This window comes from Rhizobium sp. PAMB 3174 (genome assembly GCF_052908375.1).
In genome coordinates, this window is the sequence record NZ_CM128608.1 from 1,053,130 (window position 1) to 1,075,529 (window position 22,400).

General features: G+C 58.3%; 26 protein-coding genes and 1 tRNA gene. 12 read left to right on the top strand and 15 right to left on the bottom strand.

Going from position 1 to position 22,400, the window contains the following annotated elements; genetic code table 11:
- Positions 1 to 14 precede the first annotated feature (14 nt).
- The 3 genes from ACU5AY_RS04970 to ACU5AY_RS04980 all read left to right on the top strand — a co-directional run bounded on the left by ACU5AY_RS04970 (position 15) and on the right by ACU5AY_RS04980 (position 3,031).
- Positions 15 to 959, top strand: a complete 945-nt coding sequence (locus ACU5AY_RS04970) for a helix-turn-helix domain-containing protein (RefSeq protein WP_446828230.1) — start codon at positions 15 to 17, stop codon at positions 957 to 959.
- Positions 960 to 1,092: 133 nt separating this feature from the next.
- Positions 1,093 to 1,923, top strand: a complete 831-nt coding sequence (locus ACU5AY_RS04975; RefSeq protein ID WP_446828231.1) for an EamA family transporter — start codon at positions 1,093 to 1,095, stop codon at positions 1,921 to 1,923.
- 64 nt (positions 1,924 to 1,987) lie between these two features.
- Entirely contained in the window at positions 1,988 to 3,031 is a 1,044-nt protein-coding gene (locus tag ACU5AY_RS04980) for a DUF930 domain-containing protein (RefSeq protein ID WP_446828232.1), read from the top strand.
- 19 nt (positions 3,032 to 3,050) lie between these two features.
- Here ACU5AY_RS04980 and ACU5AY_RS04985 read toward each other — a convergent pair whose 3' ends face one another.
- Positions 3,051 to 3,587: a cupin domain-containing protein gene (locus ACU5AY_RS04985; RefSeq protein WP_446828233.1), complete on the bottom strand. Its 537-nt coding sequence runs from the start codon at positions 3,585 to 3,587 to the stop codon at positions 3,051 to 3,053.
- A 40-nt stretch (positions 3,588 to 3,627) separates the two neighbouring features.
- On the opposite strand from ACU5AY_RS04985, the gene ACU5AY_RS04990 reads away from it, so the two are divergent.
- Positions 3,628 to 4,602 (top strand): LysR family transcriptional regulator, encoded by a 975-nt coding sequence (locus tag ACU5AY_RS04990; protein WP_446828234.1) that lies wholly within the window; start codon positions 3,628 to 3,630, stop codon positions 4,600 to 4,602.
- A 204-nt stretch (positions 4,603 to 4,806) separates the two neighbouring features.
- On the opposite strand, the gene ACU5AY_RS04995 is transcribed toward ACU5AY_RS04990, so the two are convergent.
- Positions 4,807 to 5,445, bottom strand: a complete 639-nt coding sequence (locus ACU5AY_RS04995) for an MliC family protein (protein ID WP_446828235.1) — start codon at positions 5,443 to 5,445, stop codon at positions 4,807 to 4,809.
- A gap of 10 nt (positions 5,446 to 5,455) precedes the next feature.
- On the bottom strand, positions 5,456 to 5,926 hold the full coding sequence (locus tag ACU5AY_RS05000; RefSeq protein ID WP_446828236.1) for a heme-degrading domain-containing protein: 471 nt from the start codon (positions 5,924 to 5,926) through the stop codon (positions 5,456 to 5,458).
- Between the two features lie 127 nt (positions 5,927 to 6,053).
- On the opposite strand from ACU5AY_RS05000, the gene ACU5AY_RS05005 reads away from it, so the two are divergent.
- The 3 genes from ACU5AY_RS05005 to ACU5AY_RS05015 all read left to right on the top strand — a co-directional run bounded on the left by ACU5AY_RS05005 (position 6,054) and on the right by ACU5AY_RS05015 (position 7,626).
- The gene (locus ACU5AY_RS05005) at positions 6,054 to 6,476 is read left to right on the top strand and encodes a secondary thiamine-phosphate synthase enzyme YjbQ (RefSeq protein WP_446828237.1); all 423 of its coding nucleotides are present in this window, start codon (positions 6,054 to 6,056) and stop codon (positions 6,474 to 6,476) included.
- Between the two features lie 147 nt (positions 6,477 to 6,623).
- On the top strand, positions 6,624 to 6,992 hold the full coding sequence (locus tag ACU5AY_RS05010) for a hypothetical protein (RefSeq protein ID WP_446828238.1): 369 nt from the start codon (positions 6,624 to 6,626) through the stop codon (positions 6,990 to 6,992).
- Positions 6,993 to 7,293: 301 nt separating this feature from the next.
- Positions 7,294 to 7,626, top strand: coding sequence for a hypothetical protein (locus ACU5AY_RS05015; protein ID WP_446828239.1), 333 nt, complete (start codon positions 7,294 to 7,296; stop codon positions 7,624 to 7,626).
- Positions 7,627 to 7,713: 87 nt separating this feature from the next.
- Here ACU5AY_RS05015 and ACU5AY_RS05020 read toward each other — a convergent pair whose 3' ends face one another.
- Positions 7,714 to 8,445: an SIMPL domain-containing protein gene (locus ACU5AY_RS05020; protein ID WP_446828240.1), complete on the bottom strand. Its 732-nt coding sequence runs from the start codon at positions 8,443 to 8,445 to the stop codon at positions 7,714 to 7,716.
- A 167-nt stretch (positions 8,446 to 8,612) separates the two neighbouring features.
- On the opposite strand from ACU5AY_RS05020, the gene ACU5AY_RS05025 reads away from it, so the two are divergent.
- The 5 genes from ACU5AY_RS05025 to ACU5AY_RS05045 all read left to right on the top strand — a co-directional run bounded on the left by ACU5AY_RS05025 (position 8,613) and on the right by ACU5AY_RS05045 (position 11,562).
- Positions 8,613 to 8,688 (top strand) — tRNA-Ile (locus ACU5AY_RS05025).
- A gap of 66 nt (positions 8,689 to 8,754) precedes the next feature.
- Positions 8,755 to 9,936: a hypothetical protein gene (locus ACU5AY_RS05030; protein WP_446828241.1), complete on the top strand. Its 1,182-nt coding sequence runs from the start codon at positions 8,755 to 8,757 to the stop codon at positions 9,934 to 9,936.
- A 375-nt stretch (positions 9,937 to 10,311) separates the two neighbouring features.
- Complete coding sequence (locus tag ACU5AY_RS05035) at positions 10,312 to 10,722, top strand: helix-turn-helix domain-containing protein (RefSeq protein WP_446828242.1); 411 nt, start codon at positions 10,312 to 10,314, stop codon at positions 10,720 to 10,722.
- Positions 10,719 to 11,072, top strand: a complete 354-nt coding sequence (locus ACU5AY_RS05040) for a hypothetical protein (protein ID WP_446828243.1) — start codon at positions 10,719 to 10,721, stop codon at positions 11,070 to 11,072. The genes ACU5AY_RS05035 and ACU5AY_RS05040 overlap by 4 nt, the downstream gene beginning before the upstream one ends.
- Before the next feature lie 148 nt (positions 11,073 to 11,220).
- Positions 11,221 to 11,562: a helix-turn-helix transcriptional regulator gene (locus ACU5AY_RS05045; RefSeq protein WP_446828244.1), complete on the top strand. Its 342-nt coding sequence runs from the start codon at positions 11,221 to 11,223 to the stop codon at positions 11,560 to 11,562.
- 61 nt (positions 11,563 to 11,623) lie between these two features.
- On the opposite strand, the gene ACU5AY_RS05050 is transcribed toward ACU5AY_RS05045, so the two are convergent.
- The 11 genes from ACU5AY_RS05050 to ACU5AY_RS05100 form a co-directional block, all read right to left on the bottom strand.
- Positions 11,624 to 13,741 (bottom strand): UvrD-helicase domain-containing protein, encoded by a 2,118-nt coding sequence (locus ACU5AY_RS05050; protein WP_446828245.1) that lies wholly within the window; start codon positions 13,739 to 13,741, stop codon positions 11,624 to 11,626.
- Positions 13,734 to 14,066 (bottom strand): hypothetical protein, encoded by a 333-nt coding sequence (locus ACU5AY_RS05055; protein ID WP_446828246.1) that lies wholly within the window; start codon positions 14,064 to 14,066, stop codon positions 13,734 to 13,736. The genes ACU5AY_RS05050 and ACU5AY_RS05055 overlap by 8 nt, the downstream gene beginning before the upstream one ends.
- A gap of 39 nt (positions 14,067 to 14,105) precedes the next feature.
- Complete coding sequence (locus tag ACU5AY_RS05060) at positions 14,106 to 14,489, bottom strand: hypothetical protein (RefSeq protein WP_446828247.1); 384 nt, start codon at positions 14,487 to 14,489, stop codon at positions 14,106 to 14,108.
- Between the two features lie 201 nt (positions 14,490 to 14,690).
- The gene (locus tag ACU5AY_RS05065) at positions 14,691 to 15,959 is read right to left on the bottom strand and encodes a HipA domain-containing protein (protein ID WP_446828248.1); all 1,269 of its coding nucleotides are present in this window, start codon (positions 15,957 to 15,959) and stop codon (positions 14,691 to 14,693) included.
- On the bottom strand, positions 15,956 to 16,186 hold the full coding sequence (locus tag ACU5AY_RS05070) for a helix-turn-helix transcriptional regulator (protein ID WP_446828944.1): 231 nt from the start codon (positions 16,184 to 16,186) through the stop codon (positions 15,956 to 15,958). The genes ACU5AY_RS05065 and ACU5AY_RS05070 overlap by 4 nt, the downstream gene beginning before the upstream one ends.
- Positions 16,187 to 16,341: 155 nt before the next feature.
- Positions 16,342 to 17,193: a hypothetical protein gene (locus tag ACU5AY_RS05075; protein ID WP_446828249.1), complete on the bottom strand. Its 852-nt coding sequence runs from the start codon at positions 17,191 to 17,193 to the stop codon at positions 16,342 to 16,344.
- 95 nt (positions 17,194 to 17,288) lie between these two features.
- A complete protein-coding gene (locus tag ACU5AY_RS05080) occupies positions 17,289 to 19,139 on the bottom strand; it encodes a type IV secretory system conjugative DNA transfer family protein (RefSeq protein ID WP_446828250.1) in 1,851 nt (616 codons plus the stop codon).
- Between the two features lie 66 nt (positions 19,140 to 19,205).
- Complete coding sequence (locus ACU5AY_RS05085; protein WP_446828251.1) at positions 19,206 to 19,538, bottom strand: hypothetical protein; 333 nt, start codon at positions 19,536 to 19,538, stop codon at positions 19,206 to 19,208.
- Positions 19,539 to 19,541: 3 nt separating this feature from the next.
- On the bottom strand, positions 19,542 to 20,015 hold the full coding sequence (locus tag ACU5AY_RS05090; RefSeq protein WP_446828252.1) for a hypothetical protein: 474 nt from the start codon (positions 20,013 to 20,015) through the stop codon (positions 19,542 to 19,544).
- A gap of 771 nt (positions 20,016 to 20,786) precedes the next feature.
- Positions 20,787 to 21,269: a MobC family plasmid mobilization relaxosome protein gene (locus tag ACU5AY_RS05095; RefSeq protein WP_446828253.1), complete on the bottom strand. Its 483-nt coding sequence runs from the start codon at positions 21,267 to 21,269 to the stop codon at positions 20,787 to 20,789.
- A complete protein-coding gene (locus ACU5AY_RS05100; protein ID WP_446828254.1) occupies positions 21,266 to 22,027 on the bottom strand; it encodes a helix-turn-helix domain-containing protein in 762 nt (253 codons plus the stop codon). Before ACU5AY_RS05100 ends, ACU5AY_RS05095 begins: the two co-directional genes overlap by 4 nt.
- Between the last annotated feature and the right edge of the window lie 373 nt (positions 22,028 to 22,400).

The window sequence follows — 22,400 nt, forward strand, 5'->3', positions numbered from 1 at the left end:
GGAAAAAGCTCGCGATGTGCCGGAAACGCTCGACTGGCTGTTGCCTGCCGATTCTGGCGGACTATCATGCCGGCATGCTCACCATCCCGGATAAAGCCGACCATCTCCTGTCCCGCCGTCTCCTCGGCATGCTGCGGCCGCTTGCAAGCACCGTCGGCAAGCCGGGCGTTTCGGCGGGGTTCAACACCCACGGACCGCAGCTTTTCAGCTATTGCTGCTTTTCCACCGAGCGGCTGGCGAGCGTCGTCTCCGACAAGCCGCGGATCGGCATATTGCTGAGCGGCGCTAAGGAGTTCTGGTTCGGCGACACCGGCCAGCGCTATATCGCCGGAGAGATATTCTGCCTGCCTGCCAAGACCGCATTCGATGTCGTCAACATTCCCTCCGAGAGCACCGGTATCTACGAATCCCTGCTGGTCGAGATCGACGAGGTGCCGGAAGCCGTCCGCAACCTGCCGGGTGCGCGGCAACGCGCCGACGGCTTCGATCTCAAGGTGCCGCTCACGGAAGATCTGGTCGATGCGCTCGGACATGCGGCGATCTCGCTCGACGCCTCCGACCACGCCGGCGCGCTGGCGCAGCACAGGCTGGCCGAGGTGCTGATCCTGCTGCGCGCGGTTCCGCAGGCGGCCTGCCTGTTCGAGCAGTCGCTTGCCGACCGGGTGATGTGGACCGTGCGATGCGATCCCGCCCGGCGCTGGACGGCGGCGAGCATCGGCCGTGAGCTGGGGATCGGGGCCTCCACTCTGCGCCGCCACCTGAGCGAAGCCGGCATGCCCCTGCGGCGGGCGCTTGCGACCGTGCGACTGCAGCTGGCGCATGACATGCTGTCGCGCGGCGAGGGCAGCGTCACCGATGCGGTGAGCGTCGCCGGCTATGCCTCGCGCTCACACTTCGTTCGCCAGTTCCGCGAGGCATATGGTGTGACGCCGAGCAAGGTTTCGCGCTCCGGCGGCTAGGCGCCGGGGTGGCGGAAGAGGGCACTGGATCACCGGCCTCGACAGCCCGCATGGCCTGCGATAACGTCGGCCGACCGTCCATTCCGCCGATGGCGCAACCCTGTCGTCACCATCCAGAGACATCGCCCGCGCAATGCCCCTCAGCGTCTTCGCCGTCGTCCTCTTCGCCGCCCTTCTGCACGCCTCCTGGAACGCGATCGTCAAGGGTGGCGGCAACAAGGTGCTGACCGCCGTCCTCGTTGCCGCGTTCTCTTCGGTTCTGGCGATGGTCTTGCTGCCGTTCCTGCCGCAGCCGGCGCGGGAAAGCTGGCCGTTCATCGCCGCCTCCACCTGCTGCCAGGTGGTCTACTACATGATGGTGGCGCGCACCTATCATGTGGCCGACATGAGCCAGGCCTATCCGCTGATGCGCGGCACGGCGCCGCTGATCGTGGCGCTGATCTCGGCCTTCTTCGTGGCGGAAAAACTGGTGCCGCTGGAATGGGCCGGCATCGCCGTCATCTGCTTCGGTATCCTGACGATGGCGCTGAATTCGCGTGGCAATGCGCAAGGGGCGGTGCTGGCGCTGATGAATGCTTGCGTGATCGCCACCTACACTCTGATCGACGGCATGGGGGTGCGGCTTTCCGGCGCGCCGGCGGCCTATACGCTCTGGGTCTTCCTGCTGACCGGCATTCCGCTCACGCTCTGGGCGGTTCTCGCCTACAAGGCGGTGTTCTTCGATTATCTGAAACGCAACTGGCTCGGCGGCCTCGTCGGCGGCATCGGAACATCGGCATCCTATGGCCTGGCGCTCTGGGCGATGACGATCGCGCCGGTCGCCGTCGTTGCCGCGCTGCGTGAAACCTCCATTCTCTTCGGGGCGCTGATCTCCTATTTCGTGCTGCACGAAAAGGTCGGCCGCGCCCGCATCGCCGCCGCCTGCGTCATCGCCGCCGGCGTGATGGTGCTGAAAGCGGCGTGAGGGGCGGCTCTTTCTTCCGCCATTGCCTTGATTGGGCCTCATTGCGACCCACATCAATCTGACCATGAGCGAATTGACGGCGGACATTGAGGATCACCAGTTGCAACGCCGCCGGCGTCGGCAGGTGACTGCCGGTGCCGTCGTGTCGGTGGGGTTGCATCTGCTCCTGCTGGCGATCTTCCTCTTCGGCCTGCCGGAGTTCCCCGAAAAGCAGGAGGAGCAACAACAGGCCGTGCAGGTTGCCCTGGTGCCCCCGCCGGAGGAGACGCCGCCGCCCAAAGCCGAGGAAAAGCCCGAGGAGCAGGCGGCACCGCCGAAGCCGCCGCCCAAGCCGCAGACGCCGCCACCCGGCCAGCCGGACCAGGCGATGCGCATTCCGATCCCCGTGCTCAATCCCGCCTACCGCTTCGGAGACAAGGATGCCGGTCCGAAGAAGGCGCTCGACGGCGATGCGGCTCGCAAGCTCGAAACGGATGAGGCCAAGCCGGAGGTCAAGCCGCAGGAGGCCGCAGGCGGCAAGCCAGCGCCATCGGAGGCCGACAAGAAGGCCGAGGACCCCAAGCCCAAGCCATTGCCGCAAACCTTGACGGCAGCAAAGTCCGGCGCCGATGCAATGTCGGAGGAAGAAGCCGCCGCGGCGCTTGCGCTGCCGGTTGAAGACGATAAGGAAGCGGACAAGACCAAGGCCGAGACGGATGAGGCCAAAAAGGAGGCGGAGGATGCCGCCAAGCCGGAGGACGTGCCCGATCTGAAGCGGGCGGGCAAGCTGTACTCGAATTCGGACAGTACCTCCGAGGAGGCGATGATTGCCGAGAACGGCATTCCGCCTTCGGAGCGCGCGAGCCGGCTCTGCGTGACCGAACTGCGCGAGCAGCTGCGCCATGGCAAGCCTTCCTACCAGCCTGAGCTGCTGCCGGCCTACAACCTGCCCAGCGGAACCGTGCTGGCGGTTCGCAAGGCTGCCTTCCGCGCCCAGGGGCAATGGTTCGACCTGTCCTTCCGCTGCGAGGTCGACAAGGGCGCCACCCGCGTCGTCTCCTTCGCCTACGCCGTCGGCGCCCCCGTGCCGCGCGCCAAGTGGAAGGAGAGGGGGTTCCCGGCGTTTTGATGCGCCCCCTCCCGCTCCATCATTGGATTGGCGGCCCGGTGAATTCGCAGCCATAGTCGACGCCCAGCGCCTTCACCTGTGGGAAGTTCTGCGGAATTTGCAGGCCACGGTTGGCAGCGCTTGCAAAGAAGCTTTCGAAGCCGCCGGGTGTCATGCATGTGACAAAATGAGCAGGCGTCGAGCTCAATATGTGAAAGGCATGTTCCTTGCCGCGCGGAATGAAGACCGTATCTCCGCTATGCCTGACGAAGGTTTCCCCTTCGAGCCAGAAGCGCACTTCGCCATCGACGATGTGAATCACTTCATCTTCATGATGATGGATATGGCGCGGCGGCCCCGAGTTCGGTTTGCCGATGGCGGAAAACATGCCGAGGAGACCATTGGTTTCGTTTGGCGTGATGAGGATCTTGTAGACGGAGTGCAGCCAGGACACGGTTGTTCCTGCCGGCAGAATTTCAGCGTTCGCGTTCATCGATTTTTTCCTTGGTTTCAAAGTTGTCGCGCTGCCGTTCGCTATCCTGCGTTCCGCAGCGCCGTGACTTCTCCCGGAATCCATGGAATAAATGAAATCAATGTTCAGAATAGAGGATATTCACATGATGAATTTCCGGACTCTTGATCTCAATCTTCTTCGAGTTCTCGATGCCATGCTGGAGGAACGCAATACGACCCGCGTCGGGGAGGCGATCGGGCTCAGTCAACCCGCCGTCAGCTCGGCATTGAAACGACTACGGGACCATCTCGGCGACCCATTGCTTGTTCGTGAGGGAAACAGCCTCGTTCCCACGGCATTTGCAATGTCACTGAGGGAACCGGTCAGGATGGCGCTCGTCAGTCTCGAGACTGCACTTTCCGGTGCTGGTTCCTTCGACCCATCGGCGATCAGCCGGTCCTTCCTTATCGGCGCCTCGGACTTCTATCATGAAGCACTGATGCCGAATCTCGTGGCAAAGGTCGCGGATGCCGCTCCGAATGCTCGGCTGAAGATGCTGCCGGCCATTACGGATACGTTTCCCGATATGCTGACGGGCGGACGCTTCGACATGGTGCTTTCGATCGCGACAGATATTCCGGCGTGGATCGAAAGCCGCCGCGTTTTCAGGGCGACGAATGTGGTGACTGCCCGAAAGGGGCATCCCTTGTTATCGGGCATCAAGCCCGGCGAAAGGCTGCCGCTCGATCTGTTCTGCGGACTTCCCCATGTGATCTTTTCGATCAACGAAGCCTTCACGCATTTCGAGGACCTTGCGCTATCGGAAATCGGGCGCAAGCGGCATGTGCGCATGTCGGTCGCCGGATATTACGGCGTTGGCCGAATTGTGGCGCAGAGTGATCTGCTCGGCGTTCTGCCGTCCCGTTTCGCTCTGTCGATTGCGGATCAGATTGGCATCGAGGCCTATCTGCTGCCTTTCGACATGCCGATGATCGAGCTGTTTCTCTACTGGCCGAGGCGGGACATGTCCAACCGCGAACATGCCTGGATCAGAGGTCTTGTCTTCGATCTTCTCGCCCCGCTGGACGAGGTGAATTTTCCCCTGACGGACGATAGCTTCCGACTTGGCAGAGGCTAACGACCAGCAACGGGTTTGATGGCCGTCAACAGCCATTGCTCGGGAAACGTGATATGGTTGCCGTCTTCTCTGTTCGACGGTCGCACCAGATCACAGGTGGCGATTTTTCGGATCGTTTCCCCGCCAGCACCAACTTTGCGTAGAGCGACAGAAGGGGGCGGGGGGAAGAGCTCGGTGACGCCGCAGTTTTGACCAGCGCAATTGTTACCGCTGCCTCACCTTGCAGGTGAAGTCGTTGCCTTGCGGCCATGTCACCATCGCTTCGTCGCCCTTGACCCAGAACTCAAGGCCGAAGTTGCCTTCGTAGCGGGCGCCGGAGGCGGAGATGGCCTGGAGGGCGATTTTCGTCGTGTCGCCGCGCTCAAGCCTAACGGACTGCGGATCCGTGTCGAAGAAGGTGGCGACGACCTCGTCGGACGGGTTGCCGTTGCAGGTGTAGAACACCGGCGCGTGGCCTTTGATCAGCACATAGCGCGCCTGCAGTTCGGCGATCCGGTTGCGGTAGGCGGTCTCGGTGCACTGGCGCTTGTCTTCCGCCTTCCAACAGTCGTCGCGGCCCTTGATCCAGCCGCGCTGATAGGCCTTCATGTCGCTCAGCGCCGCCCCGTGGTTCGGCATTTTTTCCACCACGTTGACCGCCTCTTTGAATGTATCCTGCAGCTTGCGGTCGAGCGCCGCCAAGCCATTGTCGCCGCAGATGAGCGTCTCGATCTCGTGGCTCGCCTTGGCGCAGTCGAAGCTCGGCGAGGCAGCCTCAGCCGCCGGTGCCGGCATCAGCCACAGGCAAGTTGCCGCCAGAAGCCCCGTGCCGATCGCGCTTGCAGTCTTCATCCGGCTGGTCATGATTACCTCCCTATTGCGCCAGGTATGTCTCGAGCGCGTCAACGATCATCTGGTGGTCTTCGGCCTGTGCGAGACCGGAAACGGTGATGGCCGCCACCACGCCGACGCCTTCGACGCGGACCGGGAAGCTGCCGCCATGGGTGGCATATTCCATCAGGTCGATGCCGATATCCGGCCCGGGCGTGCGTCCCTTCTGGCGCATGCCTTCGCCGACGGCGAAGGAGGCGCGGTGGAAGCGCAACGTCGTGTTCGACTTGCGGCGCGCCCACTCGTCATTGTCGGGAGCCGAACCTGGAAGTGCCGCGTGGAAGAGGGTGCGGTTCGGCGTGCGGATGTCGATGACGACGGGCGCATATTGCGCCTGTGCCGCCTGCACCAGCGCCAGCCCCACCTGCAGTGCGGTCGATTCGTTGAAGGTGGAAAAGACCAGCGCCTTTTCCTGCGCGGCGAGCGTTTCCAACAGGTCCCGGGTGTCGGTCATGAATGTCTCCTCGTTTTTCGCCGGATGTTACCTGCAGGCGTGCCAACGGGGAAGGGGCACGGCGCGCGACCTTGCAATCGGGACCGCTTCGCGCCAAGTCTCCGTCAGGTGACGACAGGAGACCGCCATGCCGCAGACCATGCTTTCGCTTTCCACCCGTGGCGCCGGGCTCTACGAGTTCACGCGCGAGGCCGAGGCCTTCGTGCGTGCCAATGCGGCGGGCGAGGGGCTCTTGACCGTGTTCGTCCGCCACACCTCCTGTTCGCTCGTCATCCAGGAAAACGCGGATCCGGACGTCCGGCGCGACCTCGATGAATTCTTCCGCCGGCTGGTGCCGGACTCCGACGACCCGTCGATGCGCTGGATCGTCCACACCATGGAAGGCCCGGATGACATGCCTGCGCATATCAAGGCGGCGCTGACCCAGACCTCGATCGGCATTCCGGTCACCGACGGCCGGTTGGCGCTTGGTACCTGGCAGGGCCTCTATCTCTTCGAGCATCGCGCCCGCCCGCACAGCCGCCAGATCGTGTTGCATCTTTCGGCCTGAGATCTTTTTCGCTTCGTGAACGGCAGATGAATATCCGGTTCCGGATCGGTTCAGATTGGCTGGACTAAATTCCACTCAATCCCTTGGAGAGGGGGAGTGCAACAAGATCAGCCAACGTCACGAACGGACGTTTTTCGGAGAGAGACCATGACCAACTTCATCGCAAAGGCAGGCATTGCAGCTTTGGTTTCCATCGCCGCCATTACCGGCATAACCTCCACCGCTTCCGCCCGTGACCCGCGCTTCGGCTTTGGCATCTACATCGACAGCCCCGGCTATCACGATGGATATCGGGACGGCTACCGTGGCGACCGCGGTCGCGATTTCGGCCGCGACTTTGGCCGCCGGCCCGCTTGCAGCCCGTGGCAGGCTGTCGACAAGGCCGAACGCTTCGGTGTTCGCCGCGCCCATGTCGTCGACATGAACCGTCGCACCGTGGTCGTCGATGGCCGCCAGCATCACCGCCCGGTCCGGCTGGTGTTCGCCAACGTTCCCGGCTGCCCGGTCATCCGCTAGTAGCCTGAAACAAGCCTTCTCCGGCCACCTACTTCCCCGTCCAGGAGCCGGAGCTCTGAAGCCGCCCTTTGTCTTCCCGCAAAGGGCGGCTCTCTGCGTTTGGAGGTCGGGTCGTTTGCCTCGCACCATGCGAAAACCGGGCGTTTACGCGGCGGAAATCATGGCTTTTTCATGAATGGCGGATGAACGGCCGGTTCCGTTTGGGTTCAGGCGGCAGGCGATATCGTCAGGTCAATCACTTGGGACGAGTGATTGAGGAGAGCAGTCTTCGAAACCCAACGTCAACTCAAGGAGAGAGACCATGACCAACTTCATCGCCAAGGCAGGTATTGCCCTTCTGATCTCGCTCGGCACCATCGCCGGCACCACGTCTACCGCCGCCGCTCGCGGCCCGGATGTCGGCTTCGGCATCTATTTCGGTACGCCGGGCCATCACTACTACAGCGGCCATCGCGAACATCGCCGCGGTTGCGTCCCCGGCCAGGCCCTGCGCAAGGCTGAACGTCACGGCGTTCGCCACGCCCGCGTCGTGCGCGCCGATCACCGCCGCGTCGTGGTCAAGGGTCGCCATCACCGCCACCAGGTGCGGATGGTGTTCGCGAACGCCCGCGGTTGCCCGCTGATCGGACGCTAAACCCGAACCGCCCCGACGGGCGGACACAAAAAACCGCCCTTCGCAGACCTGCGGAGGGCGGTTTTCATTTGTGGTCTCTTCTTGCGCCTACTGTTCCAGCGCGAATGTCACATTGACGGTGACCGAGTAGCTGTTTTCGCCGGCGGCGACCGGCACGCTGGCATCGGCCATTTCCTTGGCCATCGACATGCGGACCATCGGCTGCGGCATGGGCGCCGCGGAGGCCTCGCTCATCTCGACGATGCGGCCAAGCTTGACGCCGGCGGCTTGCGACAGGGTCTTGGCCTTGGCGATCGCGTTCTTGACGGCATCCGTGCGGGCCGCTTCGAGCAGCGCATCCGGCTTGTCGTTGGCAAAGCGGATGCCGCCGCCCTGATTGACCCCGAGGGTCACCGACTTGTCGAGCACTGCGCCGAGCTTGGAGAGATCGCGGATGCGGACCGTCAGGCTGTTGGTGACCGAGTATCCGGTCAGCTTCGGCGCCGAGCCGTCATTCTTGGAATAGTCGTATTTCGGCTGAATCGACAGGCCGGAGGTCTGCAGGTCCTTGTCGGCGATGCCGTCCTTCTTCAGCGCGGCCAGCACGTCGCTCATCGCCTTGTTGTTGGCGTCGAGCGCCTCGCGGGCCGTATCGGCTTCGCGCAGGACGGCAAGGTCGATGATCGCCATGTCGGGTGCGGTCGAAGCCTCGCCGGTGCCGCTGACGGAGAGCACCGCCTCCTTCGGCGCGGTATCTTCGGCGAAGGCGGAGGACGATAGGGCAAGGCTTGCGACACCGAGGGCGGCGAAGAAGGTGCGGCGGGCAAGAATGGAACTCAAGATCAATCCTCCTGTTGTATATGCGGTTTTCAGCAACCGCTCATAAGCTTGTGCATGGCGATTGTGAAGCGATTGCGGCAACTCTTGCCCGGCGCGGCTTTATCGGCTAGAGCGGAACCCGCGCGGGCGGAACCATTGCTTCCCGCGCATCGCGCGCCAGCCGCGCCGGGCCTGTAGCTCAATGGTTAGAGCCGGCGGCTCATAACCGCTTGGTTGGGGGTTCGAGTCCCTCCGGGCCCACCATTTCTTTTAAAATCAAAGCCTTAGTCCTTGGATTTTCTTGGTGGGACATCCAAGGGGGACATAGGATTGTTCAATCCTACCTATCTCGTGAAGTCTCGGAACGGCGTTTATCATTTGCGCTGGCCGATACCGAAGCAACTGCATCCGAAACAGAAGCAATCTAGTCTGAAGCTGTCATTAGGGCTTCGGGACCCACGTCAGGCGTTGCGTTTGTCTAGGTATCTAAGCCACATAGGCGACCAGATAAACGAATACGGAATCGCCGTCAGGATGAGCTACCAAGAAGTTCGCGCCTTGCTGAAGAACCATTTCAGCACATTGCTGGAGCAACGGAGGAAGGCTTTGGACGAAAACGGTCCTATGTTGCCGTCGGAGAGACAGGTAACTGAAACCAGCGTTGCAACCGCTGAACAAGCTATCGCTGACAATGTGCCCTTGAATTTCCTGACCGGTGACAATGACACCGCGACGCTTGCCGGGATCATAAAAAAGTACGGAGCCGGTATCGCTGAGGGCACAAAGGAATATGGTTTGCTGAGAAGTGATTTGCGCATTGCTTATCGCGACTATCTGAGTTCCCTGCTGACCCACGATGACGAATTGCGTAAGTACGACTTTTCATCGCCTGTGAAGTCAGGTTCGGACAAGTCGCCAAGTGGTGACGCCTCGACAATGACCATCGCAAAGCTCGCGGAGGCGTACAGTGAGGAGAAGAAGCTTTCCGACAGTTGGGTAGCTAAGACGATTTTGGAAAAAGAAGATCACATTGCATTATTGAAAGAGGTGCTGGGAGCAGAGACCGACGTCGCGTCGATAACGCCTATGTTCGCCAAACAGGTAAAGGATACCCTGATCCGTTACCCAAAGAACCGTTCAAAGTCCCCAGAGACAAGAGGCAAACCTCTGGAGGAGGTGCTGAAACTTAGAGGCGTACCAACGATCAAAATTCCAACCATCAATAAGTATCTGCAAACTTACAATGACATGTTTGAATGGGGTAGGCGAAACGGCTTTTTCCATTCCAACTGTTTTTCGGGTCTGACAATTCGACAGAAGAACAAGAAAGATGAAGGCCGCCAGCCGTTTTCGGCGCAGCAAATGGCCAGCATTTTAGAGGCTGTATTTCCTCGGCATCCCAACGGCGCAACGCGCCGATCTTCACACCTTTCGGCATCAGGCCACGGCGAACCCAGTCGTCAAAGGTGCCCGTCGAGACGTCGAGAAGTTCCGCCGCACGGACGCGGCTGACCGCGACCTTGTAAATGGGCCGTGGCGCCAGCGCTTCAGCTTGCTGCTTCATGTGCCGCTCCTCACGCTCTGGAGGTGTTGTCAGCAAGTGCCAAAGCCTTCTGCTTGGGCTCACCATATTCGCAGTAAGATACTCATCCACGGCGTTTTCCGGCAGGAATAGACTTCCGCCGATCCGGACATGCCGGATTTCCTGCTTGGCGATCAGGCTCCGGATGCGTGCGACCGGCCATCCGGATCGGTCTGCGAGCTGTTTGGGTGATAAAAGCTGAGATTGCATAACTGCCCAACTCCCTAGAGATAATTCGACACAAGACAGAACGAATCATATAATCGCGCTAACCGCAACAGTTTTATCGCATTCGAGATATTTTGATGCAAGACGGATTTATGGAGGCAATGGGGCAAAGACTGGGCAAAGTTCGAAAGGATTCCGGGCTCAAGCAAGTGCCCTTTGCCGAGGCGCTTGAGGTGTCGCAAAGCGCTTACAACACTTATGAGCGCGGAAATCGCGAGATGCCCGCGAAGCTTCTCCGCCTTCTGCATTTAAAATTCAATGTGAATCCCGCATGGATGCTCACGGGAGAAGGAAGCCCCTACAATCGGGACAAGGTGGACTTGTATCACCGTGTCACGGAGGCGGTTGACGTTTTCATTGCAAGGGAAAACTGTCAGGTGGAACCGGACAAGCGCTTGAAGCTCATCCGGTTCCTGATCGACTACGCCGAACAGCACGGCGAATTCACAGAGGAAATCGCAGAAAAATATTTGAGGTCAGCGATATGAGTAAATCGAGCTTCGAAGAGCAGATAATGCAGGGAGTTTACGTGCTTGGACGCCAGCGCGATCAGTTGGCATCCGAAAAACGCAGGCTAGCAAGGCAGTTGCGCTATGCCCAGCATTCGGCCCGGCTTGCCAGCCTTTCAAAGCAATACGATTTCGGGATGGTCTTTTTCGCAGCAATGGGAGCTGTCTCGCTCATCCTGTTTGATGCAAGGAGCGGCTCCGCTGCTTGGTTGACGCCCTTGCTTAGTTTTTCAATGTTGCTGTTCGCGTCTGGAATTGCGTTGAGAGGCCGAAAGATGGTGAACCGGATCAGATGCTTCCATAGCCGCTTCGGTAGCTGGCAATTCTGACGGACGCTATTGACCCACTTTGATGGGTTGAATAAATTCAAAAAATGCATCAGTTGAGCCATTAAAAGGGTCAATTGATGTGACTTTCGCTTAAGGCAGTTCCTGCTTGCACTAGGGGACATGTTGGCGCCCCGAAGGTATCTGCTAGATGGCTCGTTGGAAAAAGCCCTCAAAAGACGAGATTTTGGAGAATCGGCGAACGCTGGCGGAGCGGGCGCGGCGAGGAGACTTGCGTTTACCTGGCGCCGTGGCGGAAATCCGCAAAGGTATCGGGATGACGCAACACGAGTTCGCGAAGATACTCGGTCTCACGCGCAGGCAAATTACCGAGATCGAAGCTGGATCAGCGAATCCTACGCTCGAAACATTGACAAAGATAGCTCGGTTGTTCGGATTTGCGGTGGGCTTCGTCACGAATCTGGAAGCGTCGCAACGATCCCGGGTCATCGATCCAAATGAGCCTGCACAAATTTCCCGAGCGCGAAGATAGTGCGCTCGGTATTGCGTTCCCACTGTAGCGAATTAAAGAAATCCATCCGCCAAAACTAGCGCTAAGCTCGTTCCACTAACCCGTTTTCTGTCGCCTCCACAATAATTTGCGGTATATATCCATTGCAAATCAAGCTTAGAGTTTCAGCAGCGCGACTAGAAGCCAAGTATATAGATATCATCTCTCGTAGTCTACTAAATTGAGAGCTTGGCGCATTGATACCCAAGGCAATTACAACAACGTGGGAAAACTGCGTTCCACCGATAAATTCCCATGGGGAAACCACAATCGACTTTTTGCTATAGGAAAGTTGCTCAACATCATCAAAGCTGGAAAGGCGAGTAATCTGTAGCCGCTGCGCTTCTAACTTTGTGATGATTTGAGCATCAACATCACCTAGCGTCACAACGCATATCCGCTCATTGCTGCCGGCAGATTTAGATAGGGTGGCCACCAAATCTACTGCTTTCGCGACCGCTGCAACGTCATCGCTCAACGAATACAGGGTTGGGCGTTGGTTTCCCGGTACCTTGGTGTCGTGGATCTTCAGCGGAAGAGCATTTAGCGGAAACTTTTGATAGATAAACGCAATAAATTCGAAAATTTCTCGGTTAAATCGATGAACTGTGTCGAGGTAAACGGGTACGTTATCAACACTGGCGCGCCTCGCGTTCAAAGTGGAAAAAACACCCTGCGAGGGGTCTTCGGCAGTTATGAACGGCACCCCTTTCTTTTGTCGACCGAGTAATTCAAGCGCCGCCCTCTCCTGCGGGTCAAATAGCTGTAGCTCGTCGACGAATATGTAGTCGTATCCGTCTGTTTCTTTTCTCATTCTCCATGTAAATGTTTCAAGCACTCGAATGGAATCAATAATAAATTGATCCGTAGTGATGGCTGATCTGTCAATCAGATTTTGCATAAAGAGCTTATATACAGATATGACCATACCTCTGTCTGTAACGAGAGGAAATGGGGGCATCCAGTCTTCACGTTTCGCATTGATGTATTCTCTGATCGACTCATTGTCATCTGAGGATACGCCCGAAGCAGTTAGTACACCTGAGAGCTCCTCATAGAGATTGACGACAAGCTCAAGTCTCGCTCTGCTGTCTGCGGAGGACGTCATCGCATCGGCTATCCATTTGGACGTGCCCGGATGCTTTGTTACGTCGATAGATGAAAGAACCTCCGATATTATCTCCAACGATTTTAATCTACCATCCGTGGAGTCATCGCCGATTACATCGGTTCGGCGTTGACCAATGTGTCCGGCGTGAAGCTCCAGTAGCGAAAGCAGTGGGAAAACAGTGATCCCTTCCGGTGGGAGCCCGCCGTTCAGCGCATTCAACACTCCGTCTATTCGCTCGGACATAGCCCAGCTGTGGGTCGCGACAAGTAATCTCTTGCCCTGGGAAATTACATTCTGGTCTCGCGAGACCTGAAGCGCGCGCATGCATAGCGACAACGTCTTGCCTGAGCCGGCTGGCCCGACGATGCGCAGCGAAGTGTCGATGGGTTGCGTTAGTAGGTCTCGCTGCGGGTCTGTAAGATACCGCTCCCATTCCTCATAAGCTCGACCGTGAACAATTGATGCGCTGCCAATCGTTTCTAGGTCAACTTCGCGAGACAGCGTATTGTGGTGCGCCGTGCTGGTGGCCTGGGACGGGGTGCAATTGAGCAAGGTAGTTGCCGCATCCGAATAGCCCACTGGCCAATCAGTCGGCGCGAACCTGGCAAGATCGACTTCGGATGCCTCAGATGTTAGAAAGTCAAATCTCGCAAACTTTGATCCTGCCCCAAAATCCACGACCCATCTGACGTTCGAGGCTTCGCGAGGCAGAGCAAAGAAAGCTAAGAGATTTTTATAATGGTACTCAAACCATTGCCGCGGAAGGTGAACTGGGGGCGACTTGACACCCTTTAGTACTCGGGCAATTCGGCGGAATGCCTCGCTTGGGCGCCCACCTTCAAGTTTAAGCAACTCGAGACAATCAATGCCTACAAGAGCAAAGATGGGCATTTCAGTCTCATTGGCGACCCTGTAGCCAATAAAAGGCTCGGGCAAATCTATCCTATGTACTGCCCCTTGTTCAATCGGCAGCATAGTTTCATCTGAAAATCCTCCTCCGATTAAGGCAGCATCCAAAGCTAATTCGGTAATAAGTATGTATTTATACATGGCTGTACGCATCCTCTACGCTTTGATCAACCATATCGGGTATGTTGGGCAGCCCAATATCTGAAAAGACTTGAGCCATTAACTGAGTGAGCCGGTATCGATACGGAGAATCAAGTCGCGCCATCCGCTCCCCCGATCTGTCACCAACTTCAGAAGTTCGAATTGCGACTTCTGAAATTGGCACTTGCCAGATATGGCGCATCCACGCCACTCCAGCCTTAACAGCAAAATCACTCGTATCGGGTAGTATCAAGAGATCGCCCCGGCTCCGCAATTGTTGCTTTAATGCTTCTAACTTCTTGGGCGCGCTTTTTATTTTTTCCATTAAGTTTTTATAGTCCAGGACGCTGACTGACGAGAGCTGTCAAAGTATAAACTCTGCTCCTAATCTAGTGTAAGTGTCTAGATTCGTTCCATGATCGCTATATAACTGTTTCAGAAGTGCAGCTTTTGTTTCTGCGTCCTGACTTTCTTCGATCGATAACTGTTTGAAAACATACCGCTCGATCATTGATCGTTTCTTTTCGCAGTCTTCAGGGAAGAGGTAGTATTCAAGAATTGTTGAGGAAGGCACAACGGGAACTAATGTGAGAGACCGCGCGTGCTTACGTTGCTCTAAATCACAATCTGCGGTCACAACGATACCAAATTTTCGTAGTGGGCTGTCCTCGCCGTCGAATCTTATGAAATCTCCTTGGCGGAGCCTCGCATCGGGAGCAATGTAATCATCAAAAATCCAGCCCGTCATAATCTACTCACCTGATAGGCTGTAATAGCCCTCTTCCACCAGTCGGATTTCCTGACGATCGTATCGTCGCGCAACCCAAACTGGCATTGTTAGTGGATGGAATACTGATTCTCAATACGACAACAACCAACTGTTCAAGGCTTGACCATCGGATTTCAAGCAATCTTTGCTAAACCTATGGATATCAATCCAGTGGGTGCATCAATTTCTCGATGTAAGATTTGCAATTTGCGTTCTGTTGCGTATCAACTCTGCGATATCGAGCAACTTTTCCTCGTCGGCGAGGTTATTAGCTAGTTGCTCGAAAACCGATGCAATTGCCGACGAGATGGCGCCGCAAATTTCATTCAGACGGCGCCGGAGAAGCGGAAGACCAACACTGGTCTCCTTTGCAAAAGCCTGCCAACCGTGCGCGTCCATTTCGGCAAGTGTTGCGCGTTTTCCTATCCGCATAGCCATTTTCGGTGAAAGGTCTGGATAGGCCACCGTGGAAAGCAGGTCGTACAATGGAGCCATCCTCGGCCTCTGACCGTCATAAAGAACAGAAAAATTCTTGCCGTGGGCGTCTGCATTTCCGACAATGAGATTGAAGATTGCTGCGTCCAGCAACTTTGCGATATCCGTACCCGGTCGTTCAGAAACACGCCGCAATAACTCGAAACAATCTTTGAAGGTCGGCCCGCCCTCGCTCGCATATTTCGTTTCGGGCGGCACGCCCAGCGCCTGGCAAAAGTCCTCCTGGTGAATGCGGTGAACCACGCCGCCGGCATCGCGATAGCGATCGTATCGTTCGACCAAAAGAAAAGGGCGTCCATTCGCGGACCTCGGCTCGACGGGGGCAACGTCGAGGCCGATTGCGGCAGCAAGCCTCATCACGAAGGCTTCATTCTGGGTTGTCCCTGGAAAGCGTGCAATTGGCGGCTTTAGAATATGCGTAGTCGCCTGACCTGGAAGCGGAAGCGCGATCTGGCCATCGATTAGAACAACTGGAACTTTTGATTGGGCGCCCGCAAGCGATAGCCTCAAGCCTTCCTGGCCGGCCAATAGCGGCCGTGTCGGAAGTGCGTCCAGTATCCGAACGATTCCGGCCTCATCGAGAGGTGTCGTTTGCTGCTCTGCAATCAGTCCTGTGCCTATCGGTTCCTCGTCTGGAGGCAAAAGCTGAAGAGCGCCGGCGACGTCGCCGCCTAAGCGATCGAGAAGCGCGAAGTCGTTCGCAGGTGAAACCCCCAATGCTTGCGCCGCAACAAGGCGTTGGCTTTCCTCGGGCAACAAGCCGCCGAAAAAAGGTCGGCATTCACGGCGAGAAAAACGCTCCGGACGCTTTGGGAGGGAGACAGACAGCGGAAGCGCCTTTTCGTCATCAAGCCATGCTTCCGTGTAGGCAAAGCCGGTATCTCCATGCCTGTCTTGGGTGAATTGCCCGACAATCCGACCATCCCACCAGACATTGAGAACCCTTACCGTCATTTTCTACGTTCCCCAGGAGCCAAAATATCGATCGAACAACCTAGCGTTTGCAGAACCTGCAAAACCTTTCCGATCTGTGCCGTCGGCTTGCCTGCTTCGAGATCGACGATGAACCGGAGGCCGACGCCCGAAACGCCGGCAAGCTCGTCCTGCCGCAAGTTTTGCTCCTTGCGTGTACTGCGGACCAGGGCGCCGATATCGGCTGGATTTCTGACTTGTTTTGCCATTTTATTTCCTGATCGGGAAAATATCACCATATCAGCCGTCTTGTCGAGAGAAATTACCCGATCGGTAAATTTTTGGTTTTGACTGACGTCAGGTGCCATGAAATTTCCCGAACGGGAACATCGACTTGAGCTTTCATTCTAGTGATACGCGCTGGCTACACCTGATCCGCTCCATTTTGCGCCGCTCTCGCCCGTCTTCTTTCATCATCCTCTGCAGCAGCAATCACAAGCTCCTCGACAGCTGATACATGCCAAACCTTCCCCAAATCTGATTCCGGATTTAGCCGCCCAGAATATATGCCGAGAAACTCCCAAACCGGGTGTGGAGAAAGAACCGATGCAATTCGTCCATCTGCCCCAAGGATACGATGGTTACCTACTCGGTAGGCAATGACAGCTGAACCGGATTGCCCTTGCCTTGTTCTGCAATCGATCAAAAAGGTTGGGTCGTCTGGCGAAATCAATTCCAGTTCTTGAGCAAGGAAACCAGTTGCCCAAATCGGAAATCGTTGTATCGACGACAGGCCGAATGGAAACCCTATTACACTGACGGCTTCTGCGGGGCCGACTTGAATCGATTTTCTATCGAGAGCCGTATTGAGGTAGTAAGGGTATTTTAGGACATCACCACCCCAGCTCAAATTGAGTGCAACAATATCAGCAACCGCGCCTAACCTCGGGTGCTCGATCCAGTAGGGTGTTCCATCTTGACGATACAGGGGAAGTCGAATTGGTAGCCACTCGCCAGAGCGTTCTCCCGATCCGTGAAAATGGATAACTACGCTGTCGGGAATAGCGGCGTTCTTGCTAAGACATTTTCCGGTCACTTGATCCCGACCGGTGACATTGTGGCGGTTCGTAACGAGAGCGCAGTGACTTTCGCGATCAAAGGCGACCAGAGTTCCCGTGCCGCTCGCTAACCGCAGGTCTTGAAAGTACATTTCGATGAACAGAGATTTCACGGTCGGTACCGAAACCTCGTATTTGCCAACGGAAATTGTAGACATTCACGCTCCCATATCCTGAGGAAAACTGGATACCCGCCAACATCATTCCGGGCAAGGCTCGAATAGACAACAACTAAATGGCGAGAGCGAACCCACTAAACCATGGGATTTCGGTCCAGCTTCCCCCGATATGCCGGATGCCGGTGCGAAACGATCGCGTCAACGAGCGCTGGCGGTTTCGAGCCCGTCAGCAGCAGCATTTTGCCCGTCTTCATTTCCAGGATCTGATCGGCGGTCATGAGCTTCTGCCTCTGCTCGGCAGTCGAGGTCTTGCGGCTCTCGCCGAACTTCGCGGATGATTGCTTCGTGCGGGTCAATACTGTCTGATCGCCGAGCGCGTTCGCGGCCCAGTTGGCGGTTTCAAATTCGGCGCGGCCCAGACCGAAAATGCGGGTGGTGACGCAGGAGCCGAGAATGCTGGCGGTGTCGCCCTTGCCATAGACACTTTCAATCTGGCCCTTGTCCTGGGTGATGAACAGCGCCTCGATGCCGCAGCCGGCGGCGACGTTGGCGATGTTGGACAGCTTTTCCATCCGGCCGAGACGGACAAACTCGTCCAGCACCAAAAGCACGTTCTTTTTTGGCTTCTTGGCACCCTCCAGGCGCACGGCCATGCCGAGAATGATGTTCGTCAGCAGCCGGAGAAAGACGGCCTGGGCGTCCACCTGGTCGAGCGGCACGACCATGTAGAGGTCGGCGCGACCGTCGAACAGGTTTTCGAGTGAGCATGTGGAGGTGCTGAGGAAACTGCGCAGTTCGTCGGAACGCGCCCAATCGAAGGCCTTCTTGATCGTCGTTTTGGTCGCGCCGCGCTCGTTCTCGCCGGCTGCAAGGAAGGTGGCAGCGGCGGCCGCCGGGCGGGTGCCGAATGTCTCCGGCGCACCGGCCCATTCCGTCAGTGTCTTTTCAAAGCCTGCGGAAAACAATAGGTCCATGACGGTGATCAGGCTGCGATCGGCCTCGGCGCGCCTGGTCATGACGACCTCGATCACAGCGGCGATCATTGATTTCGCCATTTCGGCAAAGTGCGCGCCGTTTCCGCCTTCCGGTCGAACAAGCCCCTCGGCAATGACTTCGATGTCGCGGACCAGGTGCGCTTGCCGGATATAGTCGAGCGGATTGAAACGGTCCTTGGGTGGCTCGATCACGCCGAAGGGATTGAGAACCACGACCTGGCGGCCGAGCGACTGCCGAAAGCGGCGCGTCACGGCGAAGTTTTCACCCTTGATATCGAGGACGGCGACCGGGCCGTCATGGTCGATGATGGCGGGAATGACGACGGACACGCCTTTTCCGGCGCGTGTGCCGGCGATGGCGACGTGATGGCCGGCACGCCATCCGGTTTTCGGGTTGGGGCGGTAGCGCAGCATTGCGCCGCCGGAGAGACCGAGCGGCAAGCCTGTGTCGTTGTGGCGGAGCTGGCGCAACTCCTGGCGATTCATCCACCGGGCGCGCCATGGCCCTTGTTTGGAAATCCGGCTGGATGATGCTGGGGCGGCGATCGAAACTGCTCGCAGAATGAGGAACAGCGGCACAGGCAGGCCGATGGCGAGGCTGGTTTGCACGCCAAGCTTTTGTGCCTCGGTGAAGCGATCCCATATCGAAACCATGCCTCGGATGCTCTCGATTCCGGAATGGCCGGCATTTCGCCAAGCCTTGAAGCTGTCGAGCAGGACGCCTGCCGCAATGGTGGGATCGGTAAGGGCGAGAGCAGACGCGGCAAGGAGGGCAGCCTCCACAGCTAAGCCCGACGCGCTGCGGATGCGGCCCTGGGTGTCTCCCGCCAACGTCAACAGCGCAAACCCGCAAAACATGACCAGGATCGCGGCGCGCGCGTTTTGGTAGATCGGTGGCCAGAACAACGGTGCGGTTTCCATTAGCAGGAAACCGGCGGCCACGACGGCGATGGAAAGGGCATAGCGATAGGGCTGAATAATCAAATTCACGGATCGAAACTCCAAAAGGAAATGAGGATCAGTTACGGCCGCGACTTGGCGCAGGCGGTCGGGCTGTCACGTCGGCGGCGCGACCGCTTCCAGCATCGCTTCGGCTTGCTCCAGAAGGGCGAACGCTTCCGTCAACTCGGTCGCGGCCGTGCCGTTGGAATGACTGTTTGAGGCGAGCCAGGCGTTCATGAAGGTAGCCTGTGACGCGATGAGCGATTTCAGCGATCCTTCCAAAGCCGCTTGCCGATTTTCGATCATGTCGGTCGAGCGTTTCTCCAGCGCCTCGAATTGCGCGGTCCCGCTGCTCAATACGTTCATCAACGTCTCGACGTAACCCAGTAATTCGCGCTCCAGCGGCGAAAGGCTCTCGGGCATCGGTGGTTTGGCGGTCTCGGTCATCGGTCAATCTCCCTGGGCGATCTTCAGGCATGGGGTTTTGGCGGTCCCGGCCTGACAGGTGATCAGCTGAAGGCGGTTGACGTCCCAGGTCAGGACTTTGCCGTTGCCGGTCTGGTTGATCTGCAAGCCCATCTGCCAAAGGCTGGCGTTCTGGGCGCGCTCGATCATCAGTCCCGCCCAAAACCAGCTCGCGGTGAAGCTCAACAGGACGATTAGCAACGTCACCGCGCCCATGGTCAGGAAGAACGGCTGCACCATCGACCGGAGCCGGTTCACGTCCGCCTCGGTCGTCGCCAGCGCCTCGTTCAAGTGCTGGCGGTTCGCGTCCGTGAAGCTGCGGATATCGGTCTCGATTGTAGCTTGCGCGCGCTTCAAGGCTTCGCTCCAATCGGTCTCGAAGTTCGTCGAGATCGATGGCGTCGATCCGGCTTCCGGAGCGGCTGGGCTCGCCAGCCGATCTTTCAAGCGCTCGCTCAAGGGTATTCTCTCGGGTCCAGTCTTCACGGAACAGGTCTCCTTTCAGGCGCCAGCGCTGGTCCGTCTCCGGATCGCGCACGGTGATGTAGTTTTTGCCGGCGCGCGGCAGGTCGAACCCCGCCGCCGTCAAGGCTTCGGTCATGCTCGGACGGTCATGGATTTCGCCGGTCTCGATGCGCTGGACGATCCAGTCATGGATCAGCTCGCGGGCATCGCCGCGCCTGACGCTTTCGATGAGGCTGACGGTCTCGCGGGCGCGCTCCGGCGCCATCGGGTCGTTCCAGCCGTGTTCCTTGTTCAGAACATCGCGAAGGGCGTCGTAGTGCTTCTGGTAGCCAGGCGGCGCGATATTGAGGCTGCGCCCGCTCGCAAGCTCCATGCGTGGCGTCACGAAATGCAGCTCGACGCGGCCCTCGTGGGTATGGCGGACCCAAAGCATATCGTGCTGGTCGGCTTCGAGGCCGGCAAAGGCAACGCTCTCGAAGGCGTCCATCACCTGCCGTTGCTGGACAGGGCTCGGCGCGTCTTCAGCCGTGAAGGCGATGACGCCGGCGCGATAGGTCCACTGGTGCGGGCAGGCGTCGATCAGCGCGCGCATGCGGTCTGCGTCGCCGCGCAGGACCTCCGGCAGGGGCTCGCGGGTGAACAGCATGACGTCACCGCGCTCATCGCGGATCGCGTTGCGGTTCTGGTCGTAAGCGACGACGTTGCGCTCGACCAGATAGCCAACCGGTCCCGATCCGCCGCCCTGGCCGTTTCGGAAAAACTTGATCAGCACGACCCGCCATCCTTGGCCGTGAACTGCTCAATGGTTTCCGATAGCGCCCGCTCAATCGCGACCAGGCGCGCGGCAACCGTGATTGCGTCGATGGCGGATACCTGGCCCTGCGCCTGGGCCGTGTTCAGCCATCGCGCAATCTGGTTGAGGTTGCCGCCGATCCGGGCGACGGCCCGCACCAACTCCGGGTCCACCTTGGGAACCGGACGGCGACGGCGTGCCTCGGTGAGGCCAAGCGCTTCCCGCATCAGCGTGGCGAAGGGTAGACCGGCCCGCGCCGCGCGGGCGGTCAGCGCCTGCTTTTCCGATGCGGTGCAGCGGAAAACCACGACGGCATTGAGCTCGCCTTTGGGCGTTCGCCGCGTGCTCTTGGTGGGGTTTGAAGGGGAGGCTTGCCTCCCCTCACAAGGCTCCCTGTCGGACGGCTCGCCGTATGACAGGGGTCGCCTTGCTCCCTTCAAATCGCCGGCCGTCATGACGCCCTCCGGACTGTCGTCTGCCGGGCGGTTTCGGCGGCGATGTGGTCACGGCGGCGGCTGAAGAACGCGATCCAATCCAGCGCGCTCGGGCTCGTCTCGTCCGGCGGCCAATAGCTGGGTAAGGCATAGCCCGGCTTTCCGGTTTTCACCGTCCGCATGCCCAAGGCGTCGATAGACGGAAAGCCGTGACGACGCAGCCAATCGCGCCACTGCTCGACCTGATCCGCCTTGGTCTCGGCCACGAAGACGAGCGGGACGGCTCGCCGCGTCTCGACGGGTGGTGGGGCGTCCTCGCGCGGGTTAGGTTTATATATTTTTTCTTTCTCTAAGTTTGGTGGACATATTTGTCCCCCTTCGCCGGACACATCTGACCGCCTTTGCGGACGAATTTGACCGCCTTTGTCAGGGTAAAGGGTGACAACTTTGTCCGTCTTTTCGCGGGCCTCCGATGCGCGTAAAATCGATGCTGCTGAGGGACGATATTCCGTGTTGTGCCCGACGCCATTTCCGCGCTGGACCTCGAACCATCCTTTGACCTCAAGTTCACGGACGGCGCGCTGAATGGTCTTGACGCTCTTGCCGGTCGCGTCGGCAATCGTTTGATAGGACGGCCACGCCTTCTCGGTGTGGCCGTTCAAATGCGTGGTGACGATATAGAGCGCCACGGATCGAGCGCTGTCGCTCAAGTCCTTGTCGCAGCTCAACTGCTGAAGCCATTGCAGCTTCACGTCCCGAAACGGTCGCGCCCCGCTCATCCGCGCCTCCCTGGCCGCAATACGACCGGGAAAGAAGGGCCGAAAACGGCCGGAAAAAGTGGGACGGCGGCTTTACTAAGCCATTGATTTTTATGAAGCGGTGTTTTCGTCCCACATGGTGTTAAGAGGCTGATTTTGCTCGAATTCGGCAGGCCCTCCGGGCCCACCATTTCTCTTTGAGATCAATAATTTACGCCCTGGTTAGCCAGCTCGCCTTCCGCGAGGCGGTCGGTCGTGAACTTGTTTGTCCCGACACATATCATGCGAGAACTTCAGCCTCTCGCGTCTCGTCGTTTGAAACAAAAATTCCATTTCTGTTTTTCGTGGAATGGATGCTTGATTTTTTGTGGCGAGGTCGTAGTGTACGCGGCGT